Below are 24383 nucleotides of genomic sequence, written 5' to 3' on the forward strand. Positions count from 1 at the left end.
TCTGGCACCCTGCGCAGCATGATTTGCCTCGGCCGCCTGATGCGGCCGTGCAGGAAATAGGGGCCGCCGTCGCGCGGCTGTCATCGCTGCCAAAAACTATTGGCCTCCGCTTTTACCGTGCTTGCCGGGTTCTCCCGGTGCGCCCTTAATTTGCCAGGGGACAAGATATGTCGCCACGAACGGGCTCTGCCCTGTTGTTTTCTCTGTTCACCGCGCTTGGTACTGCCGCCCATGCAGATGAGGCCGAGCTGATCTGGAAGCCGGTGAAGAATTCCGATCGTTCCTATACGGCGCGCATCGGCGCGAAGCTGCCGGTCGACACGCCGATCAGGGCGGGGCTGGAAATGGGTATGAGTGCCTCGAAGACCGGTCAGTTGGTGGATACGCCGGTACGGTTGTGGGGCAATGTCACACTTCTGGCGGAGCAATTGCCGGGTGTCTCGCTTGCCCGCGATGTCGGGGTCCTGTTCAACGCATTGACGGGTTCGAGCAGCGTTTCCATGACCACGCGGCAGAAACGTATCGTCACGCCGGAACTGGATATCGAAGCGAACCGCAATTTCACCGTGCGTTATGATGGCACGGCGCAGCAATGGAACGGCCTCGACGTTTCGCAGTCGCTGCGTCTTTCCCGCGCGGAAACCGGCACCGCCTTCGTGCTGACGGGCGCAAGCCGCAACAGCTTCAACGAATTCAGCAGCGGCGTGGCAGTGGAGCAGAAGATCGGCGATCACCTGACGGTGCGCGGAACGCTCGATCAGGGGTATGCCGATCAGTTCCGGCCCGGAGTGAGTGCGCGGTATAGTATTCGATGGTGAGTTGGTTGTTCGGTCTACGTCGGGACTGCAAAAAGATCGTCGTCATTCTCGGGTCAAGCCCGAGGGTGACAACGGAGAGGTTTTTGTATCCGTCGGCGGTCTAGTTTGCACGGTGAAGTGTCGGAGCGGAAAGCCTCTCCTCCGTCATGCTGGACTTGATCCGGCATCCAGTCACGGCGCGTCTGCGCCGTGAAAGAAAGTCTCTCGCGATCAAGGACTTGATCGCACTGGACCCCGGATCAAGTCCGGGGTGACGGGGTGGGGATGCTACGAGTTTGCCACAAGCAATCGCTTGGCATCGTCGCCATCTCCTCCACCCGTAACAGCTAACGTCAATCCTTCTTCAACTCACCCATGCGGTTCCAGGCATCCAGCCCCGCGATCTTGTAGGCTTCGGCAAGGGTCGGGTAGTTGAAGGTGTTCTCGACGAAATATTCCACCGTGCCTTTCAGGTTCAGCACGGCCTGGCCGATATGCACCAGTTCGGTGGCGCCTTCACCGACGATGTGGACGCCGAGCAGGCGGCGGGTCTTCAACGAGAAGATCATCTTCAACAACCCGCTGTCGAGGCCCATGATATGGCCGCGTGAGGTTTCGCGGAAATGGGCGATGCCGCATTCATAGGGAATGGCGCGTTCGGTGACTTCCTCTTCCGTCAGGCCGCAGGTGGAGATTTCCGGCACGGCGTAGATGCCGTAGGGGAAGAACTGTGGTGGTTCGCCGGCCGGCGCGCCGACGGCGTGACGTGCGGCGATGCGGCCCTGTTCCATGGAGGTGGAGGCAAGGCTCGGGAAACCGATGATGTCGCCGGCGGCGTAGATGTTCGGCACCGTTGTCTGGAAGGTCTCGGGGTCGACCTTCAGGCGGCCACGGCTGTCGGCTTCCAGCCCGCAGGCCGAAAGGTTGAGCGTATCAGTCGCGCCGACGCGGCCGGCGGCAAACAGCACGGTCTCGGCTTTCAGGACACGTCCGTTGCTGAGCGAAACGAGGCATTTGCCGCTTTCGTCGCGTTCCACCTTTTCCGCCTTCTGTCCGAAGATCAGCTTCATGTTGCGGTCGCGCAGCTGATAGGCGAAGTCCTCGACGATTTCCTTGTCGATGAATTCCAGCATGGTCTCGCGCGGTTCCACCACCGTCACCTGTGTGTCCAGCGCGCTGAAGATCGTGGCATATTCGATGCCGATGACGCCTGCGCCAACGACGACCATGGAGCGCGGCAGTTCCTTGATCTCGAGGATCTCGTCCGAATCGAGCACCGCTTCGCCATCGAAGGGAATATGCGGCGGCCGGTAGGGCCGTGTGCCAATGGCGAGAAGTATGGAAGCGCCGGTGACGTTCATGATTTCGCCGTCGCTCTTCACCACCTTCATGGTGTTGGCATCGACAAAGCTTGCCGTGCCGCGAACGTGCTGTACGCGGTTGCGGGCGAACTGGTGTTCCAGCACCTCAACCTCGTGGTCGAGCGTGATGAGCAGGCGACGGCGTAGATCGTCGGCGTCGATCTCCTGCTTGACGCGGTAGGCGCGGCCGTAAAAGCCACGCTCGCGCCAGCCGGTGAGATTGAGCGCCGTTTCGCGCAATGTCTTGGAAGGAATGGTGCCGGTGTGCACGGAAACGCCGCCGACGCGGCTGCCCTTCTCGATGACCAGAACCCTCTTTTCGAGCTTGGCGGCCTGGATGGCGGCTCGTCTTCCCGCCGGACCGCTGCCGATAACAATCAGATCGTACTGGTACATGAAAACCCCGGAACAGAATGCATTGCGATAACCGGATGTTGCATCCGGTGTGGCGCTGCCGCGAAATGGTCGTGATGCCATTTTGACGAGGGGAAGTGATTCCCTTGTCAGCCTTGCCCGCAAGAGTGCAATGCAACAAACGCCTGCGTCAATCTGTAGCGCAATAATCTGACGGATCTGTAACTGTGTGTGAACTTTCAGCAGTTTGTCCATTCGCAGTGGACTTAAGGCGCTTGGGGCCACCCCCTCTGCCCTGCCGGGCATCTCCCCCACAAGGGGGGAGATCGATATGCGGCAAGGTCTCGCCCATCTCGAAGCTTGCGCGTGAAGCGGTGGTAGCGCCTCTTGCCGATCTCCCTCCTTGTGGGGGAGATGCCCGGCAGGGCAGAGGGGGTAAGCCCCACGCGCGCCCGTCCACCATGCTCTAAAAACCCAACAGCTTCATCCCGCACGGCGCTGCCGGGCGGGGGGATGGATGGAGAGGGCGTCGGGCGATTGCCCGGCGGCGCTTTAGTTGAGGTTGGTGTAGTTCGGATGCGTTGCGCAGCCGGGCCTTTCCAGAGTGCCGTATCTCGCAAAGGCCGTGCACCGCACTTTGCGAGATGGTTCTGTCGTCACGAACGCGCCACCGTCCCCATCAGAACCGTCCTTCGGTTTTTGCCACGTCTGGCATCCACCCGGCAGGACTGCGTTCAAGATAACAGCGCGCAACGGGGCGGGGAAAAGCGGGGATGGAGTTTCCCGCTTCAGTCTTCTTTGCGGGTGACGTGGCGGTGAAGGCTGGCGAGATCCTGGCGCAGTGCAGCCAGTTCGGCCAGCACCTTCACATCGATCTTTTCATGCAGCGACAGCACCTCAAGCTCGGCTTTCAGGTTCACCTCATAATCCTTGGCGGCCTCGAAACGGTCGCGGGCGGCCTGCCGGTTCTGCGACATCATGATGATCGGCGCCTGTATGGCCGCCAGCATGGAGAGCAGAAGATTGAGGAAGATGAACGGGTAGGGGTCGAAGGCGCCGGTGGTCAGAACGATGGTGTTGACGATGGCCCAGACCACCAGGAAAAAGCAGAAGCTGAGGATGAACCCCCAGGAGCCGCCGACCTTTGCGATGTTGTCGGCGAAACGGTCGCCAAGGCTCGCGCCGGCGGAAAACTCGGCATTGATGTCGCTGGAGATCAGTTTTTTCTGTTGCGCCAGTTCCAGAATACGCTGCTCCACCTCGCCGATTTCGCGGGAGGAGCGCTTGAAATGCGAAACGATATAGTCGGAAATATCAGACACGGTATGTCTCCGGTTGCTGATGGTTCTGTGCGGGCCTTTATCGAGATAAACCCGCATGGCGGTGAAATTCAAACGATTTTCACCGCCATGTGGTTCAGGCGTTGCGAAGCATCAGGCGGAGGGTGCGGCCTCGTTCAGCCAGTTGAAGCCGGGGAAGAAGCGCTCGCGGCCATATTGCTTGCCGAACATCATGTCGAATTGCAGCAGGCGGTAGTCGCGCACCACGTCGGGAATGGAATTCGGGGCAATCGACCAGTCGGGCAGGGCCTTGCCGTTCGTTGCCACCAGCATATGCCGGTCGATGACGGAAAACGCCTGCTGAACCTCGCCAAGTGTTCCCGTGTAGAATGGGTCGGAGAATCCGGCTGTCTTCAGCACGTGATAGGGCAGAAGTGCGGGGCTGATGGTGCCGATATTCTTGCGCACACCCTTCTTCGAGGACCAGACGACGAGCGGCGTCTCGTGTTCCTTTTTCATCACCTTCAGCGGTGCGCGGCGGCTGGCCACCATGCCCGGCATGTAGCCGCTTTCGACGAAGGTCTGGCCAAGCGGCGGCAGGTGATCGCCGAAGAGGACGATGATGGTTTCGCGGTCGCGCTTCTTTGCCCAGCGCATCAGTTTCAGAAGGGCGTCGTCAGCCTCCACCACGCCCTGCGAATAGGTTGCGAGCGCCTGCGATGCCGAAGGCGAAAGATCGCCTTCCACGCCGATGGTGTCGCTGGCATAACGGCCTGCCTCGTAAGGCCCGTGTCCCTGCAGGGTGACGGCGAAGAGGAAGAGCGGGTTGCGCGCCTGCTCGGTCGTTGCCATGATTTCGTCTATCAGCGCGTCGTCGGAGGCGAAGTTGCCGCGCTTTTCCATCGGCGGCAATGTCTCTTCCGAGCGGAATTCCTCAAAGCCGAAATTCCTGTAGACCTCCTTGCGGTTCCAGAACCATTCCTGAAACGGATGCATGGCGATGGCCGAATACCCTTCGCCGCGGAAGAAGCTGGCAAGCGAGGGCACCGGGCGGCGGATATATTGCTGGTAGGGAATGCTGCCATAGGGCAGGAAGGCGTTGGAAAAACCGGTCAGCGCCTCAAATTCCACATTCGCCGTCATGCCGCCGAATTCCGGCGAGAACACATTGCCGGACTGTTTGGCGCGGATGGTCGGCATCGGATCGGCGGAGAGCTTCACGTTTTCGAGCCGCGTCGGATCCCACAGCGATCCGCTCATCAACATGATGATGTCGGGATAGTCACCCTTGTTGGCGGCGAAGGCGGCGGGTTCCGATGTCAGGTCGGCAATGATGTTTTGGCCGTAGCCCTGAGGTGCGGAGACATTCGCCATCGGAATGTTGAAGGTGAAGGCCAGCAGGAAACCGTTGTGGCGGTAATTCTCCTGCTGATCCCACATCATGGGAATGATGTTGAGGCGATCTCGAACCCACGAGTAATTTGAATAATCCATCAGCGAGGCGAGGCCGGCCAGAAGCGGTAGTGCCAGCGCAAGACCTGCGGCGCGTTCACGCCAGCGCAACACCGGCGAGTGGCGCCGCGCCAGCAGCCAGAGGGCGACGACAGTCGCAATAGTCATGAAAAGGCCAAGACCGACCAGCACCGCCGTCAGCGGCTGGGCTTTGAGCATGGTCGGCAAAAGCTCGAGGATCTGCCGGCCGAACAGCAGGTCGGAGGGATAAAGCGGATCGGAGAGATAGGTCTGTTTCTGGGCGGAAATCAGCCCCGTCAGCGCGCAGAGCGGCACAACGGCAATGAGCGACAGGTAACGACGGCCGAGGATTGAGTCCAGCGCCACGAGAATGAGCAGGACGGCGGCAATGGTGGTCACGCCGGGGCGGGCAGACGAGGTGAGGAAAGCACCGACATCACCCAGAGAGCCGCGGGCGATCCATTCCAGCGCCACGACCAGTACGACCGACGACAACGTCAGATTGGCGAGCGTGTAGGCCGTGCCCGAAAGCTTGGAAAGGCTCCGCGTCCATGCAGGCGAAAAGGCAAACTCATCCTTCTCGGAAGCCGTTGTTTTTGGCGCCGAATGTCTCAAACTCATACTCCGGTATTGCGAGGCGGCGCCGCGCAATTCGGGAGGGTGAATCGGGGCGTCGCAAAACTGTCATGTAACTGTCACATAAGCGCGATGAACGCGACATGAACTTTGCGGAATCTGACAGGCGCGGCGATAACCTTCGTGTGAACGCCAACCACGGTTTGAACGCGTCCCTTCCGGCTTGAATGAGCCGAGGCGGCGCGGCATGCAATTGCCGCGTTGCGGAGCGGCCACGGGCGCGGTATTGAAAAGTCATGAGCGACAGACACGACATCAAAAACCATCTCAGAATTGCCGTCGGGCAGTTCAATCCGACAGTTGGCGACGTGGCGGGCAATCTCGCCAAGGCGCGCGAGGCACGGGCAGATGCGGCAACGCAGGGCGCCGATCTCTTGCTTCTGACCGAGCTTTTCATATCCGGCTATCCGCCTGAGGATCTGGTGCTGAAGCCGGCTTTTCTGAAGGCCTGCCTGAAGGCGGTGGAAGAACTGGCTGCGGAGACCGCCGATGGTGGACCCGGCATTGTCATCGGTTTTCCGCGTCAGGGTGAGGCGGGCCGGCACAATTCGGTGGCGCTTCTGGATGGCGGCAAGATCATTGCGCTGCGCGACAAGATCGACCTGCCGAACTATGGCGAGTTCGACGAAAAACGCGTTTTCGCCGAAGGATCGATCTCCGGTCCCTATAATTTCCGTGGCATCAGGATCGGCATTCCGATCTGCGAGGAAATCTGGAACGATATGGGCGTGTGCGAAACGCTGGCCGAAAGCGGGGCGGAAATCCTGCTGGTGCCGAACGGTTCGCCTTATTATCGCGGCAAGCTGGATGTGCGCCATCAGGTGGCGCTCAGACAGGTTATCGAAAGCGGCCTGCCGCTGGTCTTCGCCAACCAGCTTGGCGGACAGGATGAGCTGGTATTTGACGGCGCGAGCTTCGCCTTCAACACCGACAAGTCGCTCGCCTTCCAGATGAGCCAGTTCGAGGCGACACTTGCTGTCACCGACTGGAAACGCACGGAAAAAGGCTGGCGCTGCGAAAGCGGACCGTTCTCGAAAATTCCTGATGGTGAGGAAGCGGATTACCGCGCCTGCATGCTGGGCTTTCGCGATTACGTCAACAAGAATGGCTTCAAGAGCGTCGTTCTCGGCCTGTCCGGCGGCATCGATTCGGCGATCTGCGCCGCACTTGCGGTAGACGCGCTGGGCGAGGAGCGGGTGCGTTGCATCATGCTGCCCTATCGTTACACCTCCGAGGATTCGTTGAAGGACGCCGCCGATTGCGCGAGAGCTCTCGGCTGCCGTTACGATATCGTGCCGATTGCCGAGCCGGTGGACGGTTTCATGTCGGCGCTGTCAGAGCTTTTCGAGGGCACGGAAGAGGGCATCACCGAAGAAAACCTGCAAAGCCGCGCACGCGGCACCATCCTCATGGCCGTTTCCAACAAGTTCGGCTCGATGGTGGTGACAACCGGCAACAAGTCGGAAATGTCGGTGGGTTATGCCACGCTCTACGGCGACATGAATGGCGGCTTCAACCCCATCAAGGACCTCTACAAGATGCAGGTCTACGCCATTTCCAGATGGCGCAACGGCCATGTGCCGCCGGGCGCTCTCGGGCCTTCCGGCGAGGTGATCCCCGCCAATATCATCTCCAAGGCGCCGTCTGCCGAATTGCGTCCCAACCAGACCGACCAGGATCTGCTGCCGCCCTATCCGGTGCTGGACGACATTCTGGAGTGCCTGGTGGAAAAGGAAATGTCCGTCGAGGAAATCCTTGCACGTGGCCATGATGTGGCGACGGTGCACCGGATCGAGCATCTGCTCTATCTCGCCGAATACAAGCGCCGCCAATCCGCACCCGGCGTGAAGATCACCAAGAAGAACTTCGGCCGCGACCGCCGTTACCCGATCACCAACCGGTTTCGGGACAGGTAGTCGAAGGGTGGCGCGAAGGGGTCTCGCCTTTGGAAGGCGAGATTAATTCTTTTTCTCCGTCATCCTCGCCCTTGAGGCGAGGATCCATACGCGGTTGAAACGGTGGATCCTCGGGTCAAGCCCGAGGATGACGTCGCGTGTGAGGAGCCTCTTGGCGTCCCCATCAATGGCGGGGACGCGCCGCGCCGCTTCCTCGTCTCAAATAACCTGCCCCACATCGATGCGGTTGCCATCCGGGTCTTCGAAAACGAAGGCACGCAGGCCGTAATCCTTGTCCTGCAGGCCCTTGATGATGCGTAGCCCGTGGCTCTTGCAAAGCGCGTGCAGCGCGTCGACGTCGCTGACCAGCATATGCGCCACATTGAAGGGCGCCGGCTTGTGCGTGGGCTGCAATGTCAGGTGCAGCTCGGCGTTGCCCTGTTTCAGGATCATGAAACCGACGGGATTGCCGTTTTCGAAGGTCTTTTCGAAGCCGAGCACACCGACATAAAAATCACGGGCTTTTTCGATATTCTTGACAGGAAGCATTGCGGCGATCCGGCCGAACCGGATGCCGTGATCGGCGATGTTATTCATCGCGGAACCTCGGATCTGGGAGAAACGGGCAGGGGCGCGGGCGGTGCCGGAACGCTGCTGTTTTTTCCGATTTGAATTTGCAGGACGGTGCCTGCGGCAATAGGATCATAATCACGGCGGCGGTGGATGCAAATGGAATATCTGCGTCACGTCCCGATCCAGACTATCGACAGGCCGGGGAGGCAGCATGCGCAGTTCCATCGAAATCTTCAACATCCGCACCCGACAGATGCGGGTGATCTGGCAGACGCCTGCGCTGTTCGAGGCGCCGAACTGGTCGCCGGACGGAAAATATCTGCTGTTGAACGCTGAAGGGCTGCTCTATCGGTTGTCTCTTGCCGGTGATACTTCGCCGGAGAAGGTCGATACCGGCTTTGCTACGATCTGCAACAACGACCACGGCATTTCGCCTGATGGTTCGCTGTATGCCATTTCCGACAAGGTGGAGTTCGGCAAGAGCGCCATCTATCTTTTACCGTCCACGGGCGGCACGCCGCGGCTGATGACGAAGAACCTTCCTTCCTACTGGCACGGTTGGTCGCCGGACGGGAAAAGTTTCACCTATTGCGGCATTCGCGATCAGGTTTTCGATATCTATTCCATGGACATAGACAGCGGTGTTGAGACGCGCCTTACCCGTGGTGAGGGCCGCAATGACGGGCCGGATTATTCGCCGGATGGCGGGTGGATCTATTTCAATTCCAGCCGCACCGGCCTGATGCAGATCTGGCGCGTGCGGGTGGATGGCTCGGCCGTCGAGCGCATCACCGACAGTGCCTATGGCGACTGGTTCCCGCATCCGTCTCCCAAGGGGGACAAGGTGGTGTTCGTCTCCTATGACGCCGATGTCTTCGACCATCCGCGCGATCTTGATGTACGCGTGCGGTTGATGGACCTGGATGGCGGCAATGTCGAAACGCTGTTCGAGCTGTTTGGCGGGCAGGGAACGATGAACTCGCCCAACTGGTCACCCGATGGTGACGAGTTCGCCTATGTGCGTTATTTCCCCGTGGAGTGATGTGATAAGGAGTGCTGCTTCCGTCATGCCGGACTTGATCCGGCATCCAGCCGACGCGCGTCTGCGCGGCGAAAGGATTCTTTTCAGCCCAAGGACTTGGGCTGGCTGGATTTCCGCTCAAGGCCGGAATGACGGAGGTGGAGGGGGCTCGCCATGGTCACATTGCCGCATCGCTCTGCAATATGCTTGTATTCGCAAGCTTTCTTGCCCATAGGTTCTTGCGTCAGGTGCCCGCCATTTGCGGCGGGAGAATCGGGAATCCGGTGCGAAACCGGAACGTGCCCAGCGCTGTGAGGCGGATGCCCTTTTTCTGATGCCACTGAAGCAATTCGGGAAGGCGAAAGCGGGCGGATGATGCCGAGTCAGAAGACCGGCCTGACAGGATAGACTGGCCCGCGTGGACGGCGGCAGGTTGTTGAAGAAGCGTGTCGTGCAGGCGGAAACCGGAGCCGGTTTTCGTGGCGGCGCGCCAGCATTGTTGGGGATAGACGATGCCGACCGATCCGCTCGCGACCAGTTCACTCGATGCCAATGCGTTCGATTATGCGCTTTCGCCCGCTCGCCCGTTTTCCGAGGAGGAGCGCGAGGCGATCTACCGTGTCATCGAAACCCGCCGCGATGTGCGCGACCAGTTCCTGCCCGATCCATTGCCGGACGATGTGGTCGAGCGTTTGCTGAAGGCGGCGCATTCCGCGCCTTCCGTCGGTTTCATGCAGCCGTGGAATTTCACGCTCATCACGGATGGTGCCGTCAGGCAGGCGGCCTGGGTTGCGTTCGCCCGTGCCAATGGCGAGGCGGCGGCGATGTTCGAGGGGGAGCAGCAGGCACTTTATCGCAGCCTGAAGCTGGAGGGCATCCGCAAGGCGCCGCTCAGCATCTGCGTCACCTGCGACCCGACACGCGGTGGCAAGGTGGTGCTGGGCCGCACCCACAATCCACGCACGGATGTCTATTCCACCGTCTGCGCCATCCAGAATCTCTGGCTTGCGGCGCGCGCCGAAGGCATAGGCGTCGGCTGGGTCAGCATTTTCCACGACAGCGACATTCGCGCCATTCTCGATATTCCCGACCACATCGAAATCGTCGCATGGTTGTGCCTCGGCCGCGTCGATGCGCTTTACACCGAACCGGAACTGGCGGTGAAGGGCTGGCGGCAGCGGGTGCCGCTGGAGGAGCTGGTGTTTCGCAATCGCTGGGGCGGGCGGTAAGGCGCGCGGAGGGTAACCCTGCTCCTTAGACGGCTCACACCTCCATCCATACTCGACGTCATCCTCGGGCTTGTCCCGAGGATCTGCCAACATGTCATAAAAAACGATAGGTTGCAGATGCTCGGGACAGGCCCGAGCATGACGAAGGAGAGATTTTCCAACCTTGCCATCAAACCATGAGGGAGCTTCGTGCTCACTCGCTTCGTAACGGGTGCACACCCGCGCCGTTATTGCTGCGGCTGTATGCCCTTCAGCGCCGGGTTCTTCAGGTCGATCCGGCCTGTCTGGTCGGGCAGGAATTTCGGGCCAATGACGCGGACGTTGCTGTTGTTCGGGTCGTAGTCGCGTTCGGGAACCGGTTGTTCCGGCGGCTTTGCGGCCTGCTGCTCAGCGGGTTTGTCAGTCTTGTCACCCTGTGGTGACGGAATGGTCGTGATGCTGGAATAGGGTTTTCCACCTTCCGGCCGGGCGCTCTCCTGCTCCTTCATCTCCTCGTGATAAGCGGCCATGTTGCAGGCGCAGTTCGGCGCTTTTGTCGAGGCGTTCTTATAGGCAAAGGCGGTCGGCAGGTCCTTGTAGGGTTTTCCGGTTTCGGCCGAGATCATGTCGGCCGTTTCCTGATCCGCCATGGAGTGGAAATAAAGCTCCGTCTCCGTGCCGGGGCACATCTTCTGGCATTGTTCTGCCTGGGCGCGGAAATCGAGTGGTGATGCGTTGGAGGCAATGGGGAAAAACGAGCCATCGCAGGTACGTACGCACAGCGTTCTCAGCCCACCTTCAGCTGCTGCATTGGGGTAGGGCGAAAGCCCTGCCTGTCCCTGTGGATTGCCCGGTTGGCCGAAGGCTTCGGGATAACGGGTCACGTTGGAGGCCGGCGGCACTTGCGTATCTGCGTCCGGCATGGCGGCGCAACCATTGGCATCGAGGGCGGCGAGGATGCGCTGGCGCCGGATGTCACCATCATCGCTGCTCTGGGCCGCCATCGCATCGTCACGGTCACGGATGATGGCGTCGCGTTCGCTCTGCGCATCCGCCATCGCGTCGCTGATCTGCGCGCAGAGATCGGCATTGGGGTTGCCATAAACGGTGACGCTTGCCGATGAGCAGCCGTAGCGGCGCAAATCGTTCCTGATTTTGCGGATTTCGATGTTCTGGCGGGTGAGCGCGTTGGCGTAACGCCGCACCTCGGCCGTGTTGCCGATGACACGCGGCGGCTCGCGCAATTGCGCATAGAGTGTATCGCAGACCTCGTCCGCGAAAGCGGCGGCCGGCGCGACAAAAACAAGGGGAAGCAGAAAGCCGATGATGCGGCTGCGGCGCCGGGTCAATTGTTCGATCCGTTCGATATCCCGCGCGTCAGGGCGAGGGTGTTATGCTTCGGGAAATCCATGTTTCAGGAAGATAACATAAGCTGTTGCCGCAATGCGGCAACAGCATGTTCAAAACTGCGTTAATACGCCGGCAACATCACACCGAAGGGTGCGATGCCTGCACGACGGCAAATGCCGCCATGTTGACGACGCCGCGCGAGGTGACGCTGGGCGACAGGATATGGGCGGGCAGGGCGCTGCCGAGCAGGATCGGGCCGACATGCAGACCTTCCGTCAGCGTGCGGGTGACGCCGAGCGTGATGTTGGCGGCATCGAGGTTCGGGAAAACCAGAAGGTTTGCCTCACCGGTCAGCACGCTGTTCGGCATCGCACGCTTGCGCAGCGCTTCCGAAAGTGCGGAGCCGCCCTGCATTTCGCCATCCACTTCCAGTTCCGGTGCCGCCGCCTGCACGATCTTCAGGGCGCGGCGCATTTTGCGGGCGCTTTCGAATCGCGCGAGCCGAAGTTGGAATGGCTGGCGAGTGCGATCTTCGGCGTGATGCCGAAGCGGCGGATTTCCTTGGCCGCGAGAATGGCCATTTCCGCCACTTCCTCGGAGGTCGGATCGTTGTTGACGAAGGTGTCGGTGAGGAACAGCGCGCCCTGCTGGGTGATGAGCAGGCTGAGACCCGCAAACGAGCGCACGCCTTCCTGCTTGCCGATGATCTGGTTCACGTCGCGCAAGTGCCGGTCATAACGGCCTTCGAGGCCGCAGATCAGCGCATCCGCTTCATCGCGCTTCACCGCAAGGGCGCCGATCACCGTGGAGTTGGTGCGCACGATGGTGCGGGCGGCTTCCGGGTTGATGCCGGCGCGGCCGACGAGGGCGAAATAATCATCGACATAGTCGCGGTAACGCGGATCGTCTTCCGGGTTGACCACGGCGAAATCCGTATGCGGGCGGATGCGCAGGCCGAAGCGCTTCAGGCGCGTTTCGATGATCTGCGGACGGCCGATGAGGATCGGGATGCCGGTGCCTTCTTCCAGCAGCACCTGGGCGGCGCGCAGCACGCGCTCGTCTTCGCCTTCGGCAAAGATGATGCGCTTCTTTTCGGCCGCCTTGGCGGCATTGAAGACCGGCTTCATGATGAAGCCGGAACGCCAGACGAAACGGTTCAGCTGGTCGAAATAGGCTTCGAAATCGGTGATCGGCCGGGCGGCGACGCCGCTTGCCGCTGCGGCACGGGCGACAGCCGGCGCGATGCGCAGGATGAGGCGCGGATCGAAAGGTGAGGGAATGAGGTAGTTCGGGCCGAAGATCGGCGTCTCGCCGCTATAGGCCTTGGCGGCGACTTCGGAGACTTCCTCGCGGGCAAGCTCGGCGATGGCCTGCACGGCGGCCATCTTCATTTCCTCGTTGATGGTGGTTGCGCCGCAATCCAGCGCGCCGCGGAAAATATAGGGGAAGCAGAGAACGTTGTTGACCTGGTTCGGGAAATCCGAACGGCCGGTGCAGATCATCGCATCCGGACGCGCTGCGCGGGCCGCCTCCGGCATGATTTCCGGATTGGGGTTGGCGAGAGCGAGGATCAGCGGATTTTCCGCCATGCGCTCCAGCAGTTCCGGCTTCAGCACGCCCGCCGCCGAAAGGCCGAGGAAGACATCGGCGCCGTCGATCGAGTCGGCCAGAACCCGCTTGTCGGTCTTCTGGGCGTAGACTTCCTTCCACTCGTCCATCAGCGTGTTACGGCCCTCATAAACGAGACCCTCGATATCGTGGACCCAGATGTTGTCCTTGTTTGCGCCCATGGCGACGAGCAGGTTGAGGCAGGCAAGGGCTGCCGCACCGGCGCCGGAGGCAACGATCTTGACGCTCGAAAGCGATTTTCCGGCCAGTTCCAAAGCATTGGTAACGGCGGCGGCGACGATGATCGCCGTGCCGTGCTGGTCGTCGTGGAAGACGGGGATGTTCATCTTCTCGCGCAGCTGGCGTTCCACCTCGAAACATTCCGGCGCCTTGATGTCCTCAAGGTTGATGCCGCCGAAGGTGGGTTCCAGCGCGGCGATGGTGGAGACCATGTCGTTGATACCGGGCGCGTCGATCTCGATGTCGAAAACGTCGATGCCGGCGAATTTCTTGAAGAGGACGGCCTTGCCTTCCATGACAGGCTTGGATGCGAGCGGGCCGATATTGCCGAGTCCGAGCACCGCCGTGCCGTTGGAAATGACCGCGACGAGATTGGCGCGGGCGGTATACTCCGCCGCCATTTCCGGATTTTCATGGATGGCGAGGCAGGGGCGGCGACGCCGGGTGAATAGGCAAGCGCCAGGTCGCGCTGGTTGCCGAGCGGCTTGGTGGCCTGGATTTCCAGCTTGCCGGGGCGCGGGTAGCGGTGGAAAAAGAGCGCCTGTTCCTCGATGTCGGCCTTTGCCGTGTTGGCGGGCGTGTTGTTCTTATCGTGAGAGGTCATGTCTTCCACCGTCATGTCTGGTTCAATTCCGGCCCTCTGAATACAACAAACTTTCCCATGGTACAGCCGTTATTTGCCGCCTCCTTATGCAAATGCGGGCATGGCTTATTCGCGTTTTCGTGATGCCATCAGTCATATTCCGTATAAAAACGGGCCATTGTCATGTTGCTGCAACACGAGTCTGGTTCTGAGAGGGAAGAAAGCCGCAGGGACGCAACCGAACAGGGGGATGAAATCCGTGGCCGGTCAAATTGAAACCAGACAGTTCAGAACGCTTTTCATTTCGGATGTCCATCTCGGTTCCAAGGCGGCCAAGACGGATTTCCTGCTCGATTTTCTGAAACATCACGAAGCCGAGACGATCATTCTGGTCGGCGACATCATCGACGGCTGGCGCCTGCGCCGCAGCTGGTACTGGCCGCAGGGCTGCAACGACGTGGTGCAGAAGCTGTTGCGCAAGGCCCGCAAGGGAACGCGCATCGTTTACATTCCAGGCAACCACGACGAGTTCCTGCGCGAGTTTCCCGGCATGCATTTCGGCGGCATCGAAGTGGCCGAGCGCATGATCCACGAGGCGGGCGACGGCAAGAAATATCTGGTCATCCATGGCGACGAGTTCGACGTGGTGGTGCGCAATGCCCGCCTTCTCGCCTATCTCGGTGACTGGGCCTATGACGCGGCGATTGCGATCAACATCGCCATTGCCGCCGTGCGCCGCCGCATCGGCCTGCCTTACTGGTCGTTCTCGGCCTGGGCCAAGCTGCAGGTCAAGCACGCCGTCAACTTCATCGGCGAATTCCAGCGCGTGGTTGCCGAAGAGGCACGACGCAACAATGTCGACGGCGTGATCTGTGGTCACATTCACCATGCTGTCATGGAAGACATGGACGGCATCCGTTACATCAACACCGGCGACTGGGTGGAAAGCTGCACGGCGATTGCCGAAAATGCCGATGGCACTTTCGAGCTGATCACCTGGATGCAGACAAGCGACGCCTCCGAGCGCACATCGGATGAGATGGAACCGGTGGACATTCCGGGGCTGATCGGCAAGCACGCGGCCTGATTGGGGTTGGCTGGCCGGTGCGGATGGCAAGCCTTCATGCAACGACGCGTCTGGTGAGGCGGCATTATCCGCACGCCGTCATCCCGGCCTTGAGCCGGGATCCAGCGCGATCGAGTCTTTGATCGCGTAAGACTCTTCTCACGGCGCAGACGCGCCGTGGCTGGATGCCGGGTCATGCCCGGCATGACGGGGCGAGGTTTTAGACCTTTCTCAGCGACTTCGTTGCCAGACACTTGAGAGATGGTGCGAATACAGCCACGGTGTCCCCAATTCTGCGCGAAACCCGAACGACGGCTTTTACCCCCACAATTCCGGCCGCGGCGGATAAACCAGCGAACCCTCGTAAACGAGGCCGGGTTGCCGGTCCTGCATCAGAATCAGCGGGCCGTCGAGATCGGAAAAGGCCGCATCCTGGGCGGCGAGCACGGCGGGGGCCATGCCGAGCGAGGTGCCGAGCATGCAGCCGACCATGATGGTGAAGCCGAGCCGTTCTCCCTCCGCCTTCATGACAAGCGCTTCCGTCAGGCCGCCGGTCTTGTCGAGCTTGATGTTGATCGCATCGTAGCGGTCACGCAGGCCTGCCAAGTCCTTGGTGGAATGTACGCTTTCATCGGCGCAGATCGGGACCGGATGGTCGATGCGTGCGAGAATGGCGTCCTTGTCGGCGGGCAGCGGCTGTTCGATAAGCGCGATGTTCAGCTCCGCCGCAAGCTTCAGATAATATTCGATATTGTCGTCGTTCCAGCCTTCATTGGCGTCGATGATGATGTGTGCCTCAGGGGCTGCGGCGCGCACGGCCCGCAGGCTTGCCTCGTCATCCGTCGTTCCGGTCTTGATCTTCAGCAGCGGGCGTGCGGCGTTTTCCGCCGTTTTGGCGGCCATGGTTTCGGGATCGGCAAGCGAGATGGTGTAGGCGGTGACGAGCGGTTTTGCCGCCTGTCCGAAAATATGTTCAGCAGCGCTTTTGCCGCTCATTTTGGCTTCCAGATCCCAGAGCGCGCAATCCACCGCATTGCGGGCGGCGCCGGGCTTCATCACCTGCTGCAATTCCTGCCGCGTCAGGCCGGCGGCGATCCGCTCAGCCATCGCCTCGATATCGGCAACGACGCCTTCGATGCTCTCGCCATAACGCGAATAGGGCACACATTCGCCAATGCCGGCGAAGGAACCATCGTGGATGGTGCACGTTACGACATCCGCATGCGTGCGGGTGCCGCGTGAGATGGTGAAGCTGCCGGCGACGGGAAAGCGTTCTGTTGTGGCTTGAAGGTAACGGGGCATGTTTTTTCACTTCCGATTGGGCGACAAACGACACATGACGCCAAATTTATCACGAATTGTCGGCCGTCACTGTGGCTTGCCGAAGACCGAAACGTTATGAAACCCTTAAGAATCTCGTGACGGCTGCACTCGCTCGGAGCATTATGCAAGATCAGGACACACGGCAACAGGCGAACCCGGCCGCAATCACCGAAGACGGCGCCGTCTCCGGCGGCGGCCAGCGGTATGTCATGTCCGGTTCCTGGCGCAACAGCAATCTTTCCGGCATTTTTGCAAGCCTCGAAAAGATCGAGAAAAGCAGGGCCACCGGTCCTGTCGAGATCGATCTTTCATCCGTCGAGGCAATCGATACGACAGGCGCGTGGGTCATCCAGCGATTGCGCGGCGACCTGGAGGCGAATGGCGTAACCGTCACGCTCACCGGCAACAAGCGCATCGAGGATCTGATCGGCCAATTGCCGGACAAGGCGACGATGGAGGGCGAACCTGCCGCCAAGGTGGGACTTGTCGAGCGCATCTTCGCGCCGGTCGGTCAGGCCGTCGTCCAGAACGGCGCGGATTTTCTGGCGGGCATGTATATTCTCGGCTCCGCGGTGCGCGGCGCGCAGATGAAGCTCGGGCGCGGACGCGGCGTGTCGCCGGCGGCCATCGTCAACCAGATCGACCATATGGGCGTGCGCGCCGTGCCGATCATCATGCTGATGTCGTTTCTGATCGGCGCCATCATCGCCCAGCAGGGCGCTTTCCAGTTGCGTTATTTCGGCGCGGAAGTATTCGTCGTCGATCTGGTCGGCATTCTGCAATTGCGCGAAATCGGCGTTCTCCTGACCGCAATCATGATTGCCGGCCGCTCCGGCAGCGCGATCACGGCGGAAATCGGCTCGATGAAGATGCGCGAGGAGATCGACGCGCTGAAGGTGATCGGTCTCAACCCCGTCGGCGTGCTGGTGTTTCCGCGTCTTGTCGCGCTGACGATCGCGCTGCCGCTTCTGACCATCCTTGCCAATTTCGCCGCACTTTTCGGCGCGGCCATCGTCACGCTTCTCTATTCCGGCATCACCTTTGAGGTGTTCCTGTCGCGCCTGCATGGTGCGGTCGAGGAATCGACCATCGCCGCCGGCATGATCAAGGCGCCGTTCATGGCGCTCATCATCGGCATCGTTGCCGCGGTTGAAGGCATGAAAGTGGGCGGTTCGGCGGAATCGCTCGGCAAACACGTCACGTCGTCGGTGGTCAAATCGATCTTCGTCGTCATTCTGGTGGATGGCCTTTTCGCCATCTTCTACGCAGCCATCGATTTCTAGGGAGGGCGCGTTGGAAACACTGGACCAGACACAGCAGCAGACCAAAACCGCAAAAGACGGCCGCGAGGTGGTGCTTTCCGTCGAGGGCGTGACCGTTGGTTTCAACGGCACGAATGTGCTCGAAAATCTCAACCTCGATGTCTATCGCGGCGAAATTCTGGGCTTTATCGGCCCTTCCGGCTCCGGCAAGTCGGTTTTGATGCGCACCGTTCTGAGGCTTCTGCCGCGGCAGGCGGGTGCGATCCGCATTCTCGGCACGGATTACGACAAGGCGAGCGAGGAGGAGCGGGTGATGCTCGACACGCGCCTTGGCGTGCTTTTCCAGCAGGGTGCCCTGTTTTCCGGCCTGACGGTGAAGGAAAACATCCAGTTGCCGATGCGGGAATATCTGGACCTGCCGAAAAAGCTGATGGACGAGCTTGCCTATCTGAAGATCGAGATGGTGGGCCTGAAGCCGGATGCGGGCGATAAATACCCGTCGGAACTGTCAGGCGGCATGATCAAGCGCGCTGCCCTTGCCCGGGCGCTGTCGCTCGATCCCGATCTCGTCTTCCTCGACGAGCCGACATCCGGTCTCGATCCCATCGGGGCTGCGGAATTTGATATGCTGATTTCGCGCTTGCGCGATCCGCTCGGCCTGACCGTGTATATGGTGACGCACGACCTCGACAGCCTGTTCTCCGTCTGCGACCGTATTGCGGTTCTCGGGCAGAAGAAGGTGCTGGTGGAAGGGACGCTGCAGGACATGTTTGCCTGTGACGACCCGTGGGTGCAGTCCTATTTCCGCGGCAAACGGGCGCGCTCTGTTGTTCTTCCGGACGGCAGACACGAAAATCCGGTGGAGTAACGAGAAGCATGGAAACCAAGGCGAACTACACCATAGTCGGAATTTTCACGCTGATCGTGATCGCCGCCGCATTCGGCTTCGTCTACTGGATGGCGGAATTCGGCCGTGGTGGTCCAACAGCGCAGCTCGTGGTGCGTATTCCCGGCTCCGCAAACGGCCTGTCCGTCGGTTCTCCGGTGCGCTTCAACGGCATTCCTGTTGGTACGGTGCGCGGCCTTGCCATCGACCGCGACGATCCGGCCTATTCCATCGCCTTTACCGAGGTACAGGCAGATGCGCCGGTGTTCCCTTCCACGCGCGCCGTGCTTGAAATCCAGGGCCTGACGGGCGCTGCCTATATCGAGCTTTCCGGCGGCAACAAGGCTGACGAGCGTATCCTGCAGAAAGCCGTCGAGAGCGGCGTTCCGGCCGAGCTGACGGCCGATCTTTCCAGCGTCACCAACCTTCTCGCCACTGCCGACAAGATCCTGAAACGCGCCGATGGCGCCATCGGCGAATTGCAGGGTTTCGTGCAGGATGCCCGTGGGCCGCTGACGCAGACGGTGCGCAATGCCGAGAAATTCTCCGATGCGCTGGCCGCCAATTCCGACGGCATCAAGAGCTTCATCGCCAGCCTCAGCTCGCTTTCCACCACCGTGCAATCGGTTTCGGTGCGCCTCGACGGTACACTGACTGCGATCGAGGATCTGGTGAAGGCGGTGGATGCCGGCAAGATCGATTCCATCCTGTCGAATGTCGACAAGGTGACGAAGGACGTTGCTTCCGCTTCCAGCGATATCCAGGGCATCATGGAGACGGTGCAGAGCACGACGCGCAATTTCGAGGCGGCGAGCACGCAGGTGCAGACCGTGGTGAAGCGCGCGGATGAGCTTCTGGCCTCCGTCGATCCCGCCAAGGTCGGCACCGTGGTCAACGATGTTTCCGCAGCGACCGCCGATGCGCGCGATGCGGTGGCGAACTTCAAGCGGATCGCCGACGACGTCGGCGCCCGCCGCGCCGATATCGACCAGGCGGTTTCCGACTTCACCGACATGGGCCGCAAGCTGAACCTCGCCTCCAGCCGTGTCGACGGCATTCTCGTCAAGGTCGACACCATGCTTGGAACCGACGATGCCAATTCGCTGTTTGCCAAGGCGCGGGAGACTTTGGTTTCGTTCAAGGCCGTGGCCGACAATCTCAATGCCCGGATCGGGCCGATTGCCGACAATCTCACCCGCTTCTCCGGTTCGGGCCTGAAGGATTTCCAGGCGCTGATCGGCAGCACGCGGCAGACGGTCGACAATCTAAACAATGCCATCACCAATCTTGACCGCGATCCGCAGCGGTTGATTTTCGGCGGCGACACCGTGAAACAATATGACGGCAGAACAAGACGTTAAAAGGGGTATGGGCCTATGACACGACTGATGAACGGCCAAAGGCGCCGTGCCCTGCTTCTGGCGCCGCTGCTTGCTGTTGCGATGGCGAGCTGCGCGGGAACCCCTTCGAACGACACGTTCGATCTCTCCGTGTCTTCGGCGACCGTGACGCACGGGCCTTCGCTCAAAAGCCGGCAATTGCTGATCGCCGATCCGACGGCGCTGAAGGCGCTGGACAGCGAAAACATCGTGGTGCGCCTTTCCGGCTCTGAAGTGCAATATCTTGGCAATTCGCAATGGAGCGACCGCCTGCCGCGCATGGTGCAATCCAAGCTCGTGGAAGCCTTCGAGGATACCGGCAAGCTCGGTGGCGTCGGCCGTCCGGGGCAGGGGCTGGCGATCGATTATCAGGTCGTGACCGATATCCGCGCCTTCGAGGTGGATACGAGCAAGAACATCGCCAATATCGAAATGTCGGTGAAGCTTCTGAACGACCGCAACGGCTCGGTGAAGGCGCAGGAAGTGTTCCGTGCCAGCGCCCGCGTCAGCGGTTCCGGCAACGCCAATTTCGTGAAGGCGCTGGACCAGGCCTTCGCCGCCGCCACCCGTGACATCGTGGCCTGGACGCTGAAGTCGCTTTAGAGCATTCCAAGGAAAAATGGACTCGGATTTTCTGCCCGGAAATACGACAAAACAAAGAGTTAGAGTGTTTTTGCGACTCTAGGAAAAGCGAAAACACTCCAAACCTTCACGACGGTCATTGCCGCTACACGAGATTGCCCTAAGTTCCTGACGAGGCCGGTTGATAACGGTCTTGTGCTCAATGTGTTCGATCCGCGAGTCCGTCATGCGATTTCTGGTGTTGCTTTGCCTTTTGCTTGTTTCTGCGCTGTCCGGGACGGGCACCGTTTTGGCAGCCGGTCTTCGGTTGATCGAGGTTCCATCCACTGGCGGCGAGGCTTCCTTAAGGGCGGCGGTCTGGTCGCCCTGCGCGGCTGCACCAGTGGAGACCCGTATCGGTCCCTTCGTTCTGCCTGCGGTGCGTGACTGCCCTATTGTTGACGGGCAATATCCGCTCGTCATTATCTCCCACGGTTTCGGCGGCACCTATTTCAGCCACCGGGATACGGCGGCGGCGCTGGCCGATGCCGGTTTCATTGTCGCAGCAATCAATCATCCCGGCGACAATGCCATTGATATGAAGCGGGCAGGCGAGCTTTCCGCGCTGACCGAAAGACCGGCCGATATCGTCCGCCTGCTCGACCATATGCTGGCAAATTGGAGCGATGCCCGTTTCATCGATGCCGGGCGCATCGGGGTCTTCGGATTTTCGCGCGGTGGTTATACGGCACTGGTGCTCGCCGGTGGCGTTCCAGATTTTCCAAACACCAGATTGCCGTGCCCGGACGGGCAAGCGGCGGTCTGTGCGCAGATGCTGGAAAGAACCGCTGCGCCTGAGGATCGGGTTCACGATGCGCGGGTGAAGGCTGTGGTCGTCGCAGACCCCTTGAATGCCTTTCCGGGGCCGGATGATCTGCGAAATATCAAGATCCCCGTCCAGCTCTGGAGTTCGGAGCGCGGCGGCGACGGTGTTATGCCGGAGGATATTTTAGGGCTGCGCGACGATCTTCCGGTAAAGCCGGACTATCAGACGGTGAATGGGGCAGGGCATTTTTCGTTCATAACGCCTTGCCCTGCCGAGATGGAAAAAGCCTTGCCCCAGATATGCGGCGATGTTCCGGGGTTTGACCGGACCGAGTTCCATCGGCGATTGAACGGCGAAGTCATCCGCTTTTTCAAGGCTTCGCTGCGCTGAAACGCAGCCGTCATGTGCCGGGGCCGCCGTCGGTCAGACGGCGTCCTGCGATTGCCATTCGGGCAGCGGGAAAAGCCGGTCGTAGCCCCAGTTGAACACAAAGGCATAGACCACGTAGAACAGCGCAAACGAGATATCCATCACCAGCGCCTGGGCAAGGCTGATGTTGAGATACCAGGCGATGAAGGGCATCAGCACGATCAGCAGGCCCAGTTCGAACAGCAGGGCATGTGCGACCCGGATGGCGGGCGTCTTCAGCGTCGTGCCTTTCAGGCGCTGCATGGCATGGTCGAAGCCGAGATTGTAGAGATAGTTCCAGGCGGTCGCGAGCGTGGCGCTGACGAGGCCGACTATGCCGATGTCTTCCATGGGCATGTGAAATACGAATGCGCCCAGCGGCACGATAAGCATAAGGCCGATGATTTCGAAGCTGAGAGCGTGGCGGATACGATCGGGCAGGGAACGCAATTTATTCTCCGGTATGTGACCGGGCCGTCCCGCATGCTGTCGCCAAAATGGCCGAGGTCGTCCTCTCGCCCCGTCATATAGAGGTTTCGGGCGAAAATTTCAAGCGTGGGTACTGGATAGGTGCCGGGAGGGTGAGGCGTGTCGCCTTCTCCCCGCCGGAGAGAAGGTCGCGGCAGCGGGTTGAGGGAGTAAGGCCGCGATATTCGGTGAGGGTTCCCCTAATCGGACCCTTCGGGCCACGCTCTCCCCGGCGGGGAGAATAAACACGCGGCGGCGCCTTGCCCTCCCTCGGGCCACAGGAACCGCTTCGGGAACAAGTACGGTGTTTTTTCGTTATCGCTTATGGAAGGAGGCGTGCCATGCAGCATAATTCCTCTGACGCAAGAACGATAAACGCCGCCAACGCGGCAAAGGCAACGACTTACAAGCCAAGCCTCATTTCCCTCAAGGGAAGTTATGTGGCGATGATATTCCGCAGGCCTCTTTGCCAAAATCCGCTGGATGTGCGGAAAAAATAACGGCGATACGCCTGAAACATCGCGCCATTGCCCACCGATGACGACGACTGCCGCAATGATCGACAACTTTAGATATCTCTAAAGTGTGATTTTCAATCCGGACCGTCTCCCCCTATTCTGGGAGATCACCACGAAAGCGAAGGGAGAATGACATGAAATCAGTTCTCATTATCGCCGCTGTCCTTGGTTTTTCCGCCAGTGCAGCGTTCGCGGAATGCATGGGTCATGAAAGGATCAACGCTTCCGTTCCTGCTGTCGACCGTGAATTCAAAACCGCAAGCATCGTTCCGCCGACGGATCCGGTGGAGAAGCCTATCGTCATCCTGAAAAAGACCGATCGCCTTCCGGCGGCAACGGTTGCGACGACCGGCGAACCCGAAGCCGCAATGCAACGCATGCAATAGACAAGACAATGATCTCTTCATTCTGAAAATCCCGTGCGCGAGGTGATCCGCACGGGATTTTGCTTTTGGCGAATAGCTCGGACCAGTGATCTTCGCTCTCGCGATCCGCCGCTTGTCACCCGTTCCCGCAGGCTTCCTGTCAGAAACTAGCTGTCGAGTTTCAGCGACAATTGCTTTGGCCCTTCGTTCTTTTTCAGCACGTAGAGCGGCCGGGCGATGATGACTTCCGTTCGTCGCTGCAATTCCCGTCGCCGCTCAAGTGCGCGCTCACGCATATCGCGGGACCGGGCGACCACGGACAGGGCATTTTCTATGGTTGCGTCTGCTGCGTTCATCGCTGACCTCCATAATGTTCACTTTATGTTCTCATTATTAGTTGTGTATGTCAACACTATGGCAGCGTTGCCGCCAGGGCAGCCGAAATGCCTCAGGGACGACCGGTGAGGCGCGCGATCAATCTAGGAGAGCAATGTGGCGCGCAGAGCGGTTCCACCCTGTGCGGCCCCGCCACGGAGGCGTCGAACGCCCTTGCGGGCGCGACGGTAGGCGCTCCGGCTGGCTCAATCGATTTGTGGGGATGATGCCGGGCGTTGATCAGGCCCGACCGGAAGGAGGGGATCAGGACAGGGGGCGGTGATCCGGTACGGTCAGGCCCGGGAGCATGTCGCTCAAATGTTCGCTGGCGAGTGCGACGATGGCAAGTGCGGCCTGCTGGCGGTTCCAGCCGGCGTCTTCTGCTTTTTCGATCAGCCCTTGAATGGAAGGTTCCAGCGCGAACTGGCACTCGGCCTGATAGTCCATGGTGTCGATAGAAAGCGATGGAGAATTAATTGCGGCCCGCATCGTTTGGTCTCCCTGTTTTCCGTCATGCCCGTCGTTACACGAAGCGCAAGTCGGAAACATGCACATTCAGAGGCCGGT

The 24383-nt window shown here is 60.3% G+C and carries 21 protein-coding genes, 1 pseudogene and 1 riboswitch; of the genes and pseudogenes, 12 read left to right on the top strand and 10 right to left on the bottom strand.

The window, feature by feature from the left end:
- Positions 1-167: 167 nt before the first annotated feature.
- Positions 168-818, top strand: a complete 651-nt coding sequence (locus RBH10_RS14550; protein ID WP_281036731.1) for a hypothetical protein — start codon at positions 168-170, stop codon at positions 816-818.
- A gap of 332 nt (positions 819-1150) precedes the next feature.
- Here RBH10_RS14550 and sthA read toward each other — a convergent pair whose 3' ends face one another.
- The 3 genes from sthA to RBH10_RS14565 form a co-directional block, all read right to left on the bottom strand.
- Positions 1151-2554: a Si-specific NAD(P)(+) transhydrogenase gene (sthA, locus tag RBH10_RS14555; protein ID WP_045024776.1), complete on the bottom strand. Its 1404-nt coding sequence runs from the start codon at positions 2552-2554 to the stop codon at positions 1151-1153.
- A gap of 746 nt (positions 2555-3300) precedes the next feature.
- Positions 3301-3834, bottom strand: a complete 534-nt coding sequence (locus tag RBH10_RS14560) for a DUF1003 domain-containing protein (protein WP_281036729.1) — start codon at positions 3832-3834, stop codon at positions 3301-3303.
- Positions 3835-3945: 111 nt separating this feature from the next.
- Positions 3946-5886, bottom strand: a complete 1941-nt coding sequence (locus RBH10_RS14565; RefSeq protein WP_306180680.1) for an LTA synthase family protein — start codon at positions 5884-5886, stop codon at positions 3946-3948.
- 251 nt (positions 5887-6137) lie between these two features.
- Here RBH10_RS14565 and RBH10_RS14570 point away from each other — a divergent pair, with 251 nt between their 5' ends.
- Complete coding sequence (locus RBH10_RS14570; RefSeq protein WP_306180681.1) at positions 6138-7817, top strand: NAD+ synthase; 1680 nt, start codon at positions 6138-6140, stop codon at positions 7815-7817.
- A gap of 198 nt (positions 7818-8015) precedes the next feature.
- On the opposite strand, the gene RBH10_RS14575 is transcribed toward RBH10_RS14570, so the two are convergent.
- Positions 8016-8393: a VOC family protein gene (locus RBH10_RS14575; RefSeq protein ID WP_281036726.1), complete on the bottom strand. Its 378-nt coding sequence runs from the start codon at positions 8391-8393 to the stop codon at positions 8016-8018.
- A gap of 187 nt (positions 8394-8580) precedes the next feature.
- Between RBH10_RS14575 and RBH10_RS14580 the strand changes: the two genes are divergently transcribed.
- Positions 8581-9411, top strand: a complete 831-nt coding sequence (locus tag RBH10_RS14580; protein WP_281036725.1) for a TolB family protein — start codon at positions 8581-8583, stop codon at positions 9409-9411.
- A 208-nt stretch (positions 9412-9619) separates the two neighbouring features.
- Positions 9620-9805, top strand: a riboswitch (cobalamin riboswitch).
- A 97-nt stretch (positions 9806-9902) separates the two neighbouring features.
- The gene (gene bluB, locus RBH10_RS14585) at positions 9903-10619 is read left to right on the top strand and encodes a 5,6-dimethylbenzimidazole synthase (RefSeq protein ID WP_281036724.1); all 717 of its coding nucleotides are present in this window, start codon (positions 9903-9905) and stop codon (positions 10617-10619) included.
- A gap of 227 nt (positions 10620-10846) precedes the next feature.
- On the opposite strand, the gene RBH10_RS14590 is transcribed toward bluB, so the two are convergent.
- On the bottom strand, positions 10847-11947 hold the full coding sequence (locus tag RBH10_RS14590) for a DUF2865 domain-containing protein (protein WP_281036723.1): 1101 nt from the start codon (positions 11945-11947) through the stop codon (positions 10847-10849).
- A gap of 139 nt (positions 11948-12086) precedes the next feature.
- A pseudogene (locus tag RBH10_RS14595) lies at positions 12087-14400 on the bottom strand (NADP-dependent malic enzyme).
- A gap of 229 nt (positions 14401-14629) precedes the next feature.
- On the opposite strand from RBH10_RS14595, the gene RBH10_RS14600 reads away from it, so the two are divergent.
- On the top strand, positions 14630-15466 hold the full coding sequence (locus tag RBH10_RS14600) for a UDP-2,3-diacylglucosamine diphosphatase (RefSeq protein WP_281036722.1): 837 nt from the start codon (positions 14630-14632) through the stop codon (positions 15464-15466).
- Positions 15467-15763: 297 nt separating this feature from the next.
- Here the strand turns inward: RBH10_RS14600 and dgcA are convergent, their stop codons facing one another.
- Positions 15764-16747 (bottom strand): N-acetyl-D-Glu racemase DgcA, encoded by a 984-nt coding sequence (gene dgcA, locus RBH10_RS14605; protein ID WP_281036721.1) that lies wholly within the window; start codon positions 16745-16747, stop codon positions 15764-15766.
- A 143-nt stretch (positions 16748-16890) separates the two neighbouring features.
- On the opposite strand from dgcA, the gene RBH10_RS14610 reads away from it, so the two are divergent.
- The 5 genes from RBH10_RS14610 (at position 16891) to RBH10_RS14630 (ending at position 22072) form a co-directional block, all read left to right on the top strand.
- On the top strand, positions 16891-18051 hold the full coding sequence (locus RBH10_RS14610) for an ABC transporter permease (protein ID WP_281036720.1): 1161 nt from the start codon (positions 16891-16893) through the stop codon (positions 18049-18051).
- Between the two features lie 10 nt (positions 18052-18061).
- Complete coding sequence (locus tag RBH10_RS14615; protein WP_306180682.1) at positions 18062-18898, top strand: ABC transporter ATP-binding protein; 837 nt, start codon at positions 18062-18064, stop codon at positions 18896-18898.
- Positions 18899-18906: 8 nt separating this feature from the next.
- Positions 18907-20277 (top strand): MlaD family protein, encoded by a 1371-nt coding sequence (locus tag RBH10_RS14620; protein ID WP_045020167.1) that lies wholly within the window; start codon positions 18907-18909, stop codon positions 20275-20277.
- Positions 20278-20292: 15 nt separating this feature from the next.
- Complete coding sequence (locus RBH10_RS14625; protein WP_045020164.1) at positions 20293-20898, top strand: ABC-type transport auxiliary lipoprotein family protein; 606 nt, start codon at positions 20293-20295, stop codon at positions 20896-20898.
- A 205-nt stretch (positions 20899-21103) separates the two neighbouring features.
- On the top strand, positions 21104-22072 hold the full coding sequence (locus RBH10_RS14630; RefSeq protein ID WP_281036718.1) for a dienelactone hydrolase family protein: 969 nt from the start codon (positions 21104-21106) through the stop codon (positions 22070-22072).
- 33 nt (positions 22073-22105) lie between these two features.
- On the opposite strand, the gene RBH10_RS14635 is transcribed toward RBH10_RS14630, so the two are convergent.
- A complete protein-coding gene (locus tag RBH10_RS14635) occupies positions 22106-22540 on the bottom strand; it encodes a PACE efflux transporter (RefSeq protein WP_281036717.1) in 435 nt (144 codons plus the stop codon).
- Between the two features lie 359 nt (positions 22541-22899).
- On the opposite strand from RBH10_RS14635, the gene RBH10_RS14640 reads away from it, so the two are divergent.
- Both RBH10_RS14640 and RBH10_RS14645 read left to right on the top strand, forming a co-directional pair.
- Positions 22900-23058: a hypothetical protein gene (locus RBH10_RS14640; protein WP_281036716.1), complete on the top strand. Its 159-nt coding sequence runs from the start codon at positions 22900-22902 to the stop codon at positions 23056-23058.
- 152 nt (positions 23059-23210) lie between these two features.
- Positions 23211-23462, top strand: a complete 252-nt coding sequence (locus RBH10_RS14645; RefSeq protein WP_045020161.1) for a hypothetical protein — start codon at positions 23211-23213, stop codon at positions 23460-23462.
- A 146-nt stretch (positions 23463-23608) separates the two neighbouring features.
- Here the strand turns inward: RBH10_RS14645 and RBH10_RS14650 are convergent, their stop codons facing one another.
- Positions 23609-23797, bottom strand: a complete 189-nt coding sequence (locus RBH10_RS14650) for a hypothetical protein (RefSeq protein ID WP_003515469.1) — start codon at positions 23795-23797, stop codon at positions 23609-23611.
- 283 nt (positions 23798-24080) lie between these two features.
- Complete coding sequence (locus RBH10_RS14655; protein WP_281036715.1) at positions 24081-24305, bottom strand: hypothetical protein; 225 nt, start codon at positions 24303-24305, stop codon at positions 24081-24083.
- Positions 24306-24383: the final 78 nt, after the last annotated feature.

This window comes from Rhizobium sp. AN73, assembly GCF_030757975.1.
In the GTDB taxonomy this organism is placed as follows: Bacteria; Pseudomonadota; Alphaproteobacteria; order Rhizobiales; family Rhizobiaceae; genus Agrobacterium; species Agrobacterium arsenijevicii.

Coding starts and splice junctions, on each gene's coding strand:
- RBH10_RS14550 (WP_281036731.1), top strand. CDS start 168: ATGTCGCCACGAACGGGCTCTGCCCTGTTGTTTTCTCTGTTCACCGCG.
- sthA (WP_045024776.1), bottom strand. CDS start 2,554: ATGTACCAGTACGATCTGATTGTTATCGGCAGCGGTCCGGCGGGAAGA.
- RBH10_RS14565 (WP_306180680.1), bottom strand. CDS start 5,886: ATGAGTTTGAGACATTCGGCGCCAAAAACAACGGCTTCCGAGAAGGAT.
- RBH10_RS14570 (WP_306180681.1), top strand. CDS start 6,138: ATGAGCGACAGACACGACATCAAAAACCATCTCAGAATTGCCGTCGGG.
- RBH10_RS14575 (WP_281036726.1), bottom strand. CDS start 8,393: ATGAATAACATCGCCGATCACGGCATCCGGTTCGGCCGGATCGCCGCA.
- RBH10_RS14580 (WP_281036725.1), top strand. CDS start 8,581: ATGCGCAGTTCCATCGAAATCTTCAACATCCGCACCCGACAGATGCGG.
- bluB (WP_281036724.1), top strand. CDS start 9,903: ATGCCGACCGATCCGCTCGCGACCAGTTCACTCGATGCCAATGCGTTC.
- RBH10_RS14600 (WP_281036722.1), top strand. CDS start 14,630: ATGAAATCCGTGGCCGGTCAAATTGAAACCAGACAGTTCAGAACGCTT.
- dgcA (WP_281036721.1), bottom strand. CDS start 16,747: ATGCCCCGTTACCTTCAAGCCACAACAGAACGCTTTCCCGTCGCCGGC.
- RBH10_RS14610 (WP_281036720.1), top strand. CDS start 16,891: ATGCAAGATCAGGACACACGGCAACAGGCGAACCCGGCCGCAATCACC.
- RBH10_RS14620 (WP_045020167.1), top strand. CDS start 18,907: ATGGAAACCAAGGCGAACTACACCATAGTCGGAATTTTCACGCTGATC.
- RBH10_RS14625 (WP_045020164.1), top strand. CDS start 20,293: ATGACACGACTGATGAACGGCCAAAGGCGCCGTGCCCTGCTTCTGGCG.
- RBH10_RS14630 (WP_281036718.1), top strand. CDS start 21,104: ATGCGATTTCTGGTGTTGCTTTGCCTTTTGCTTGTTTCTGCGCTGTCC.
- RBH10_RS14640 (WP_281036716.1), top strand. CDS start 22,900: ATGCAGCATAATTCCTCTGACGCAAGAACGATAAACGCCGCCAACGCG.
- RBH10_RS14645 (WP_045020161.1), top strand. CDS start 23,211: ATGAAATCAGTTCTCATTATCGCCGCTGTCCTTGGTTTTTCCGCCAGT.
- RBH10_RS14650 (WP_003515469.1), bottom strand. CDS start 23,797: ATGAACGCAGCAGACGCAACCATAGAAAATGCCCTGTCCGTGGTCGCC.
- RBH10_RS14655 (WP_281036715.1), bottom strand. CDS start 24,305: ATGCGGGCCGCAATTAATTCTCCATCGCTTTCTATCGACACCATGGAC.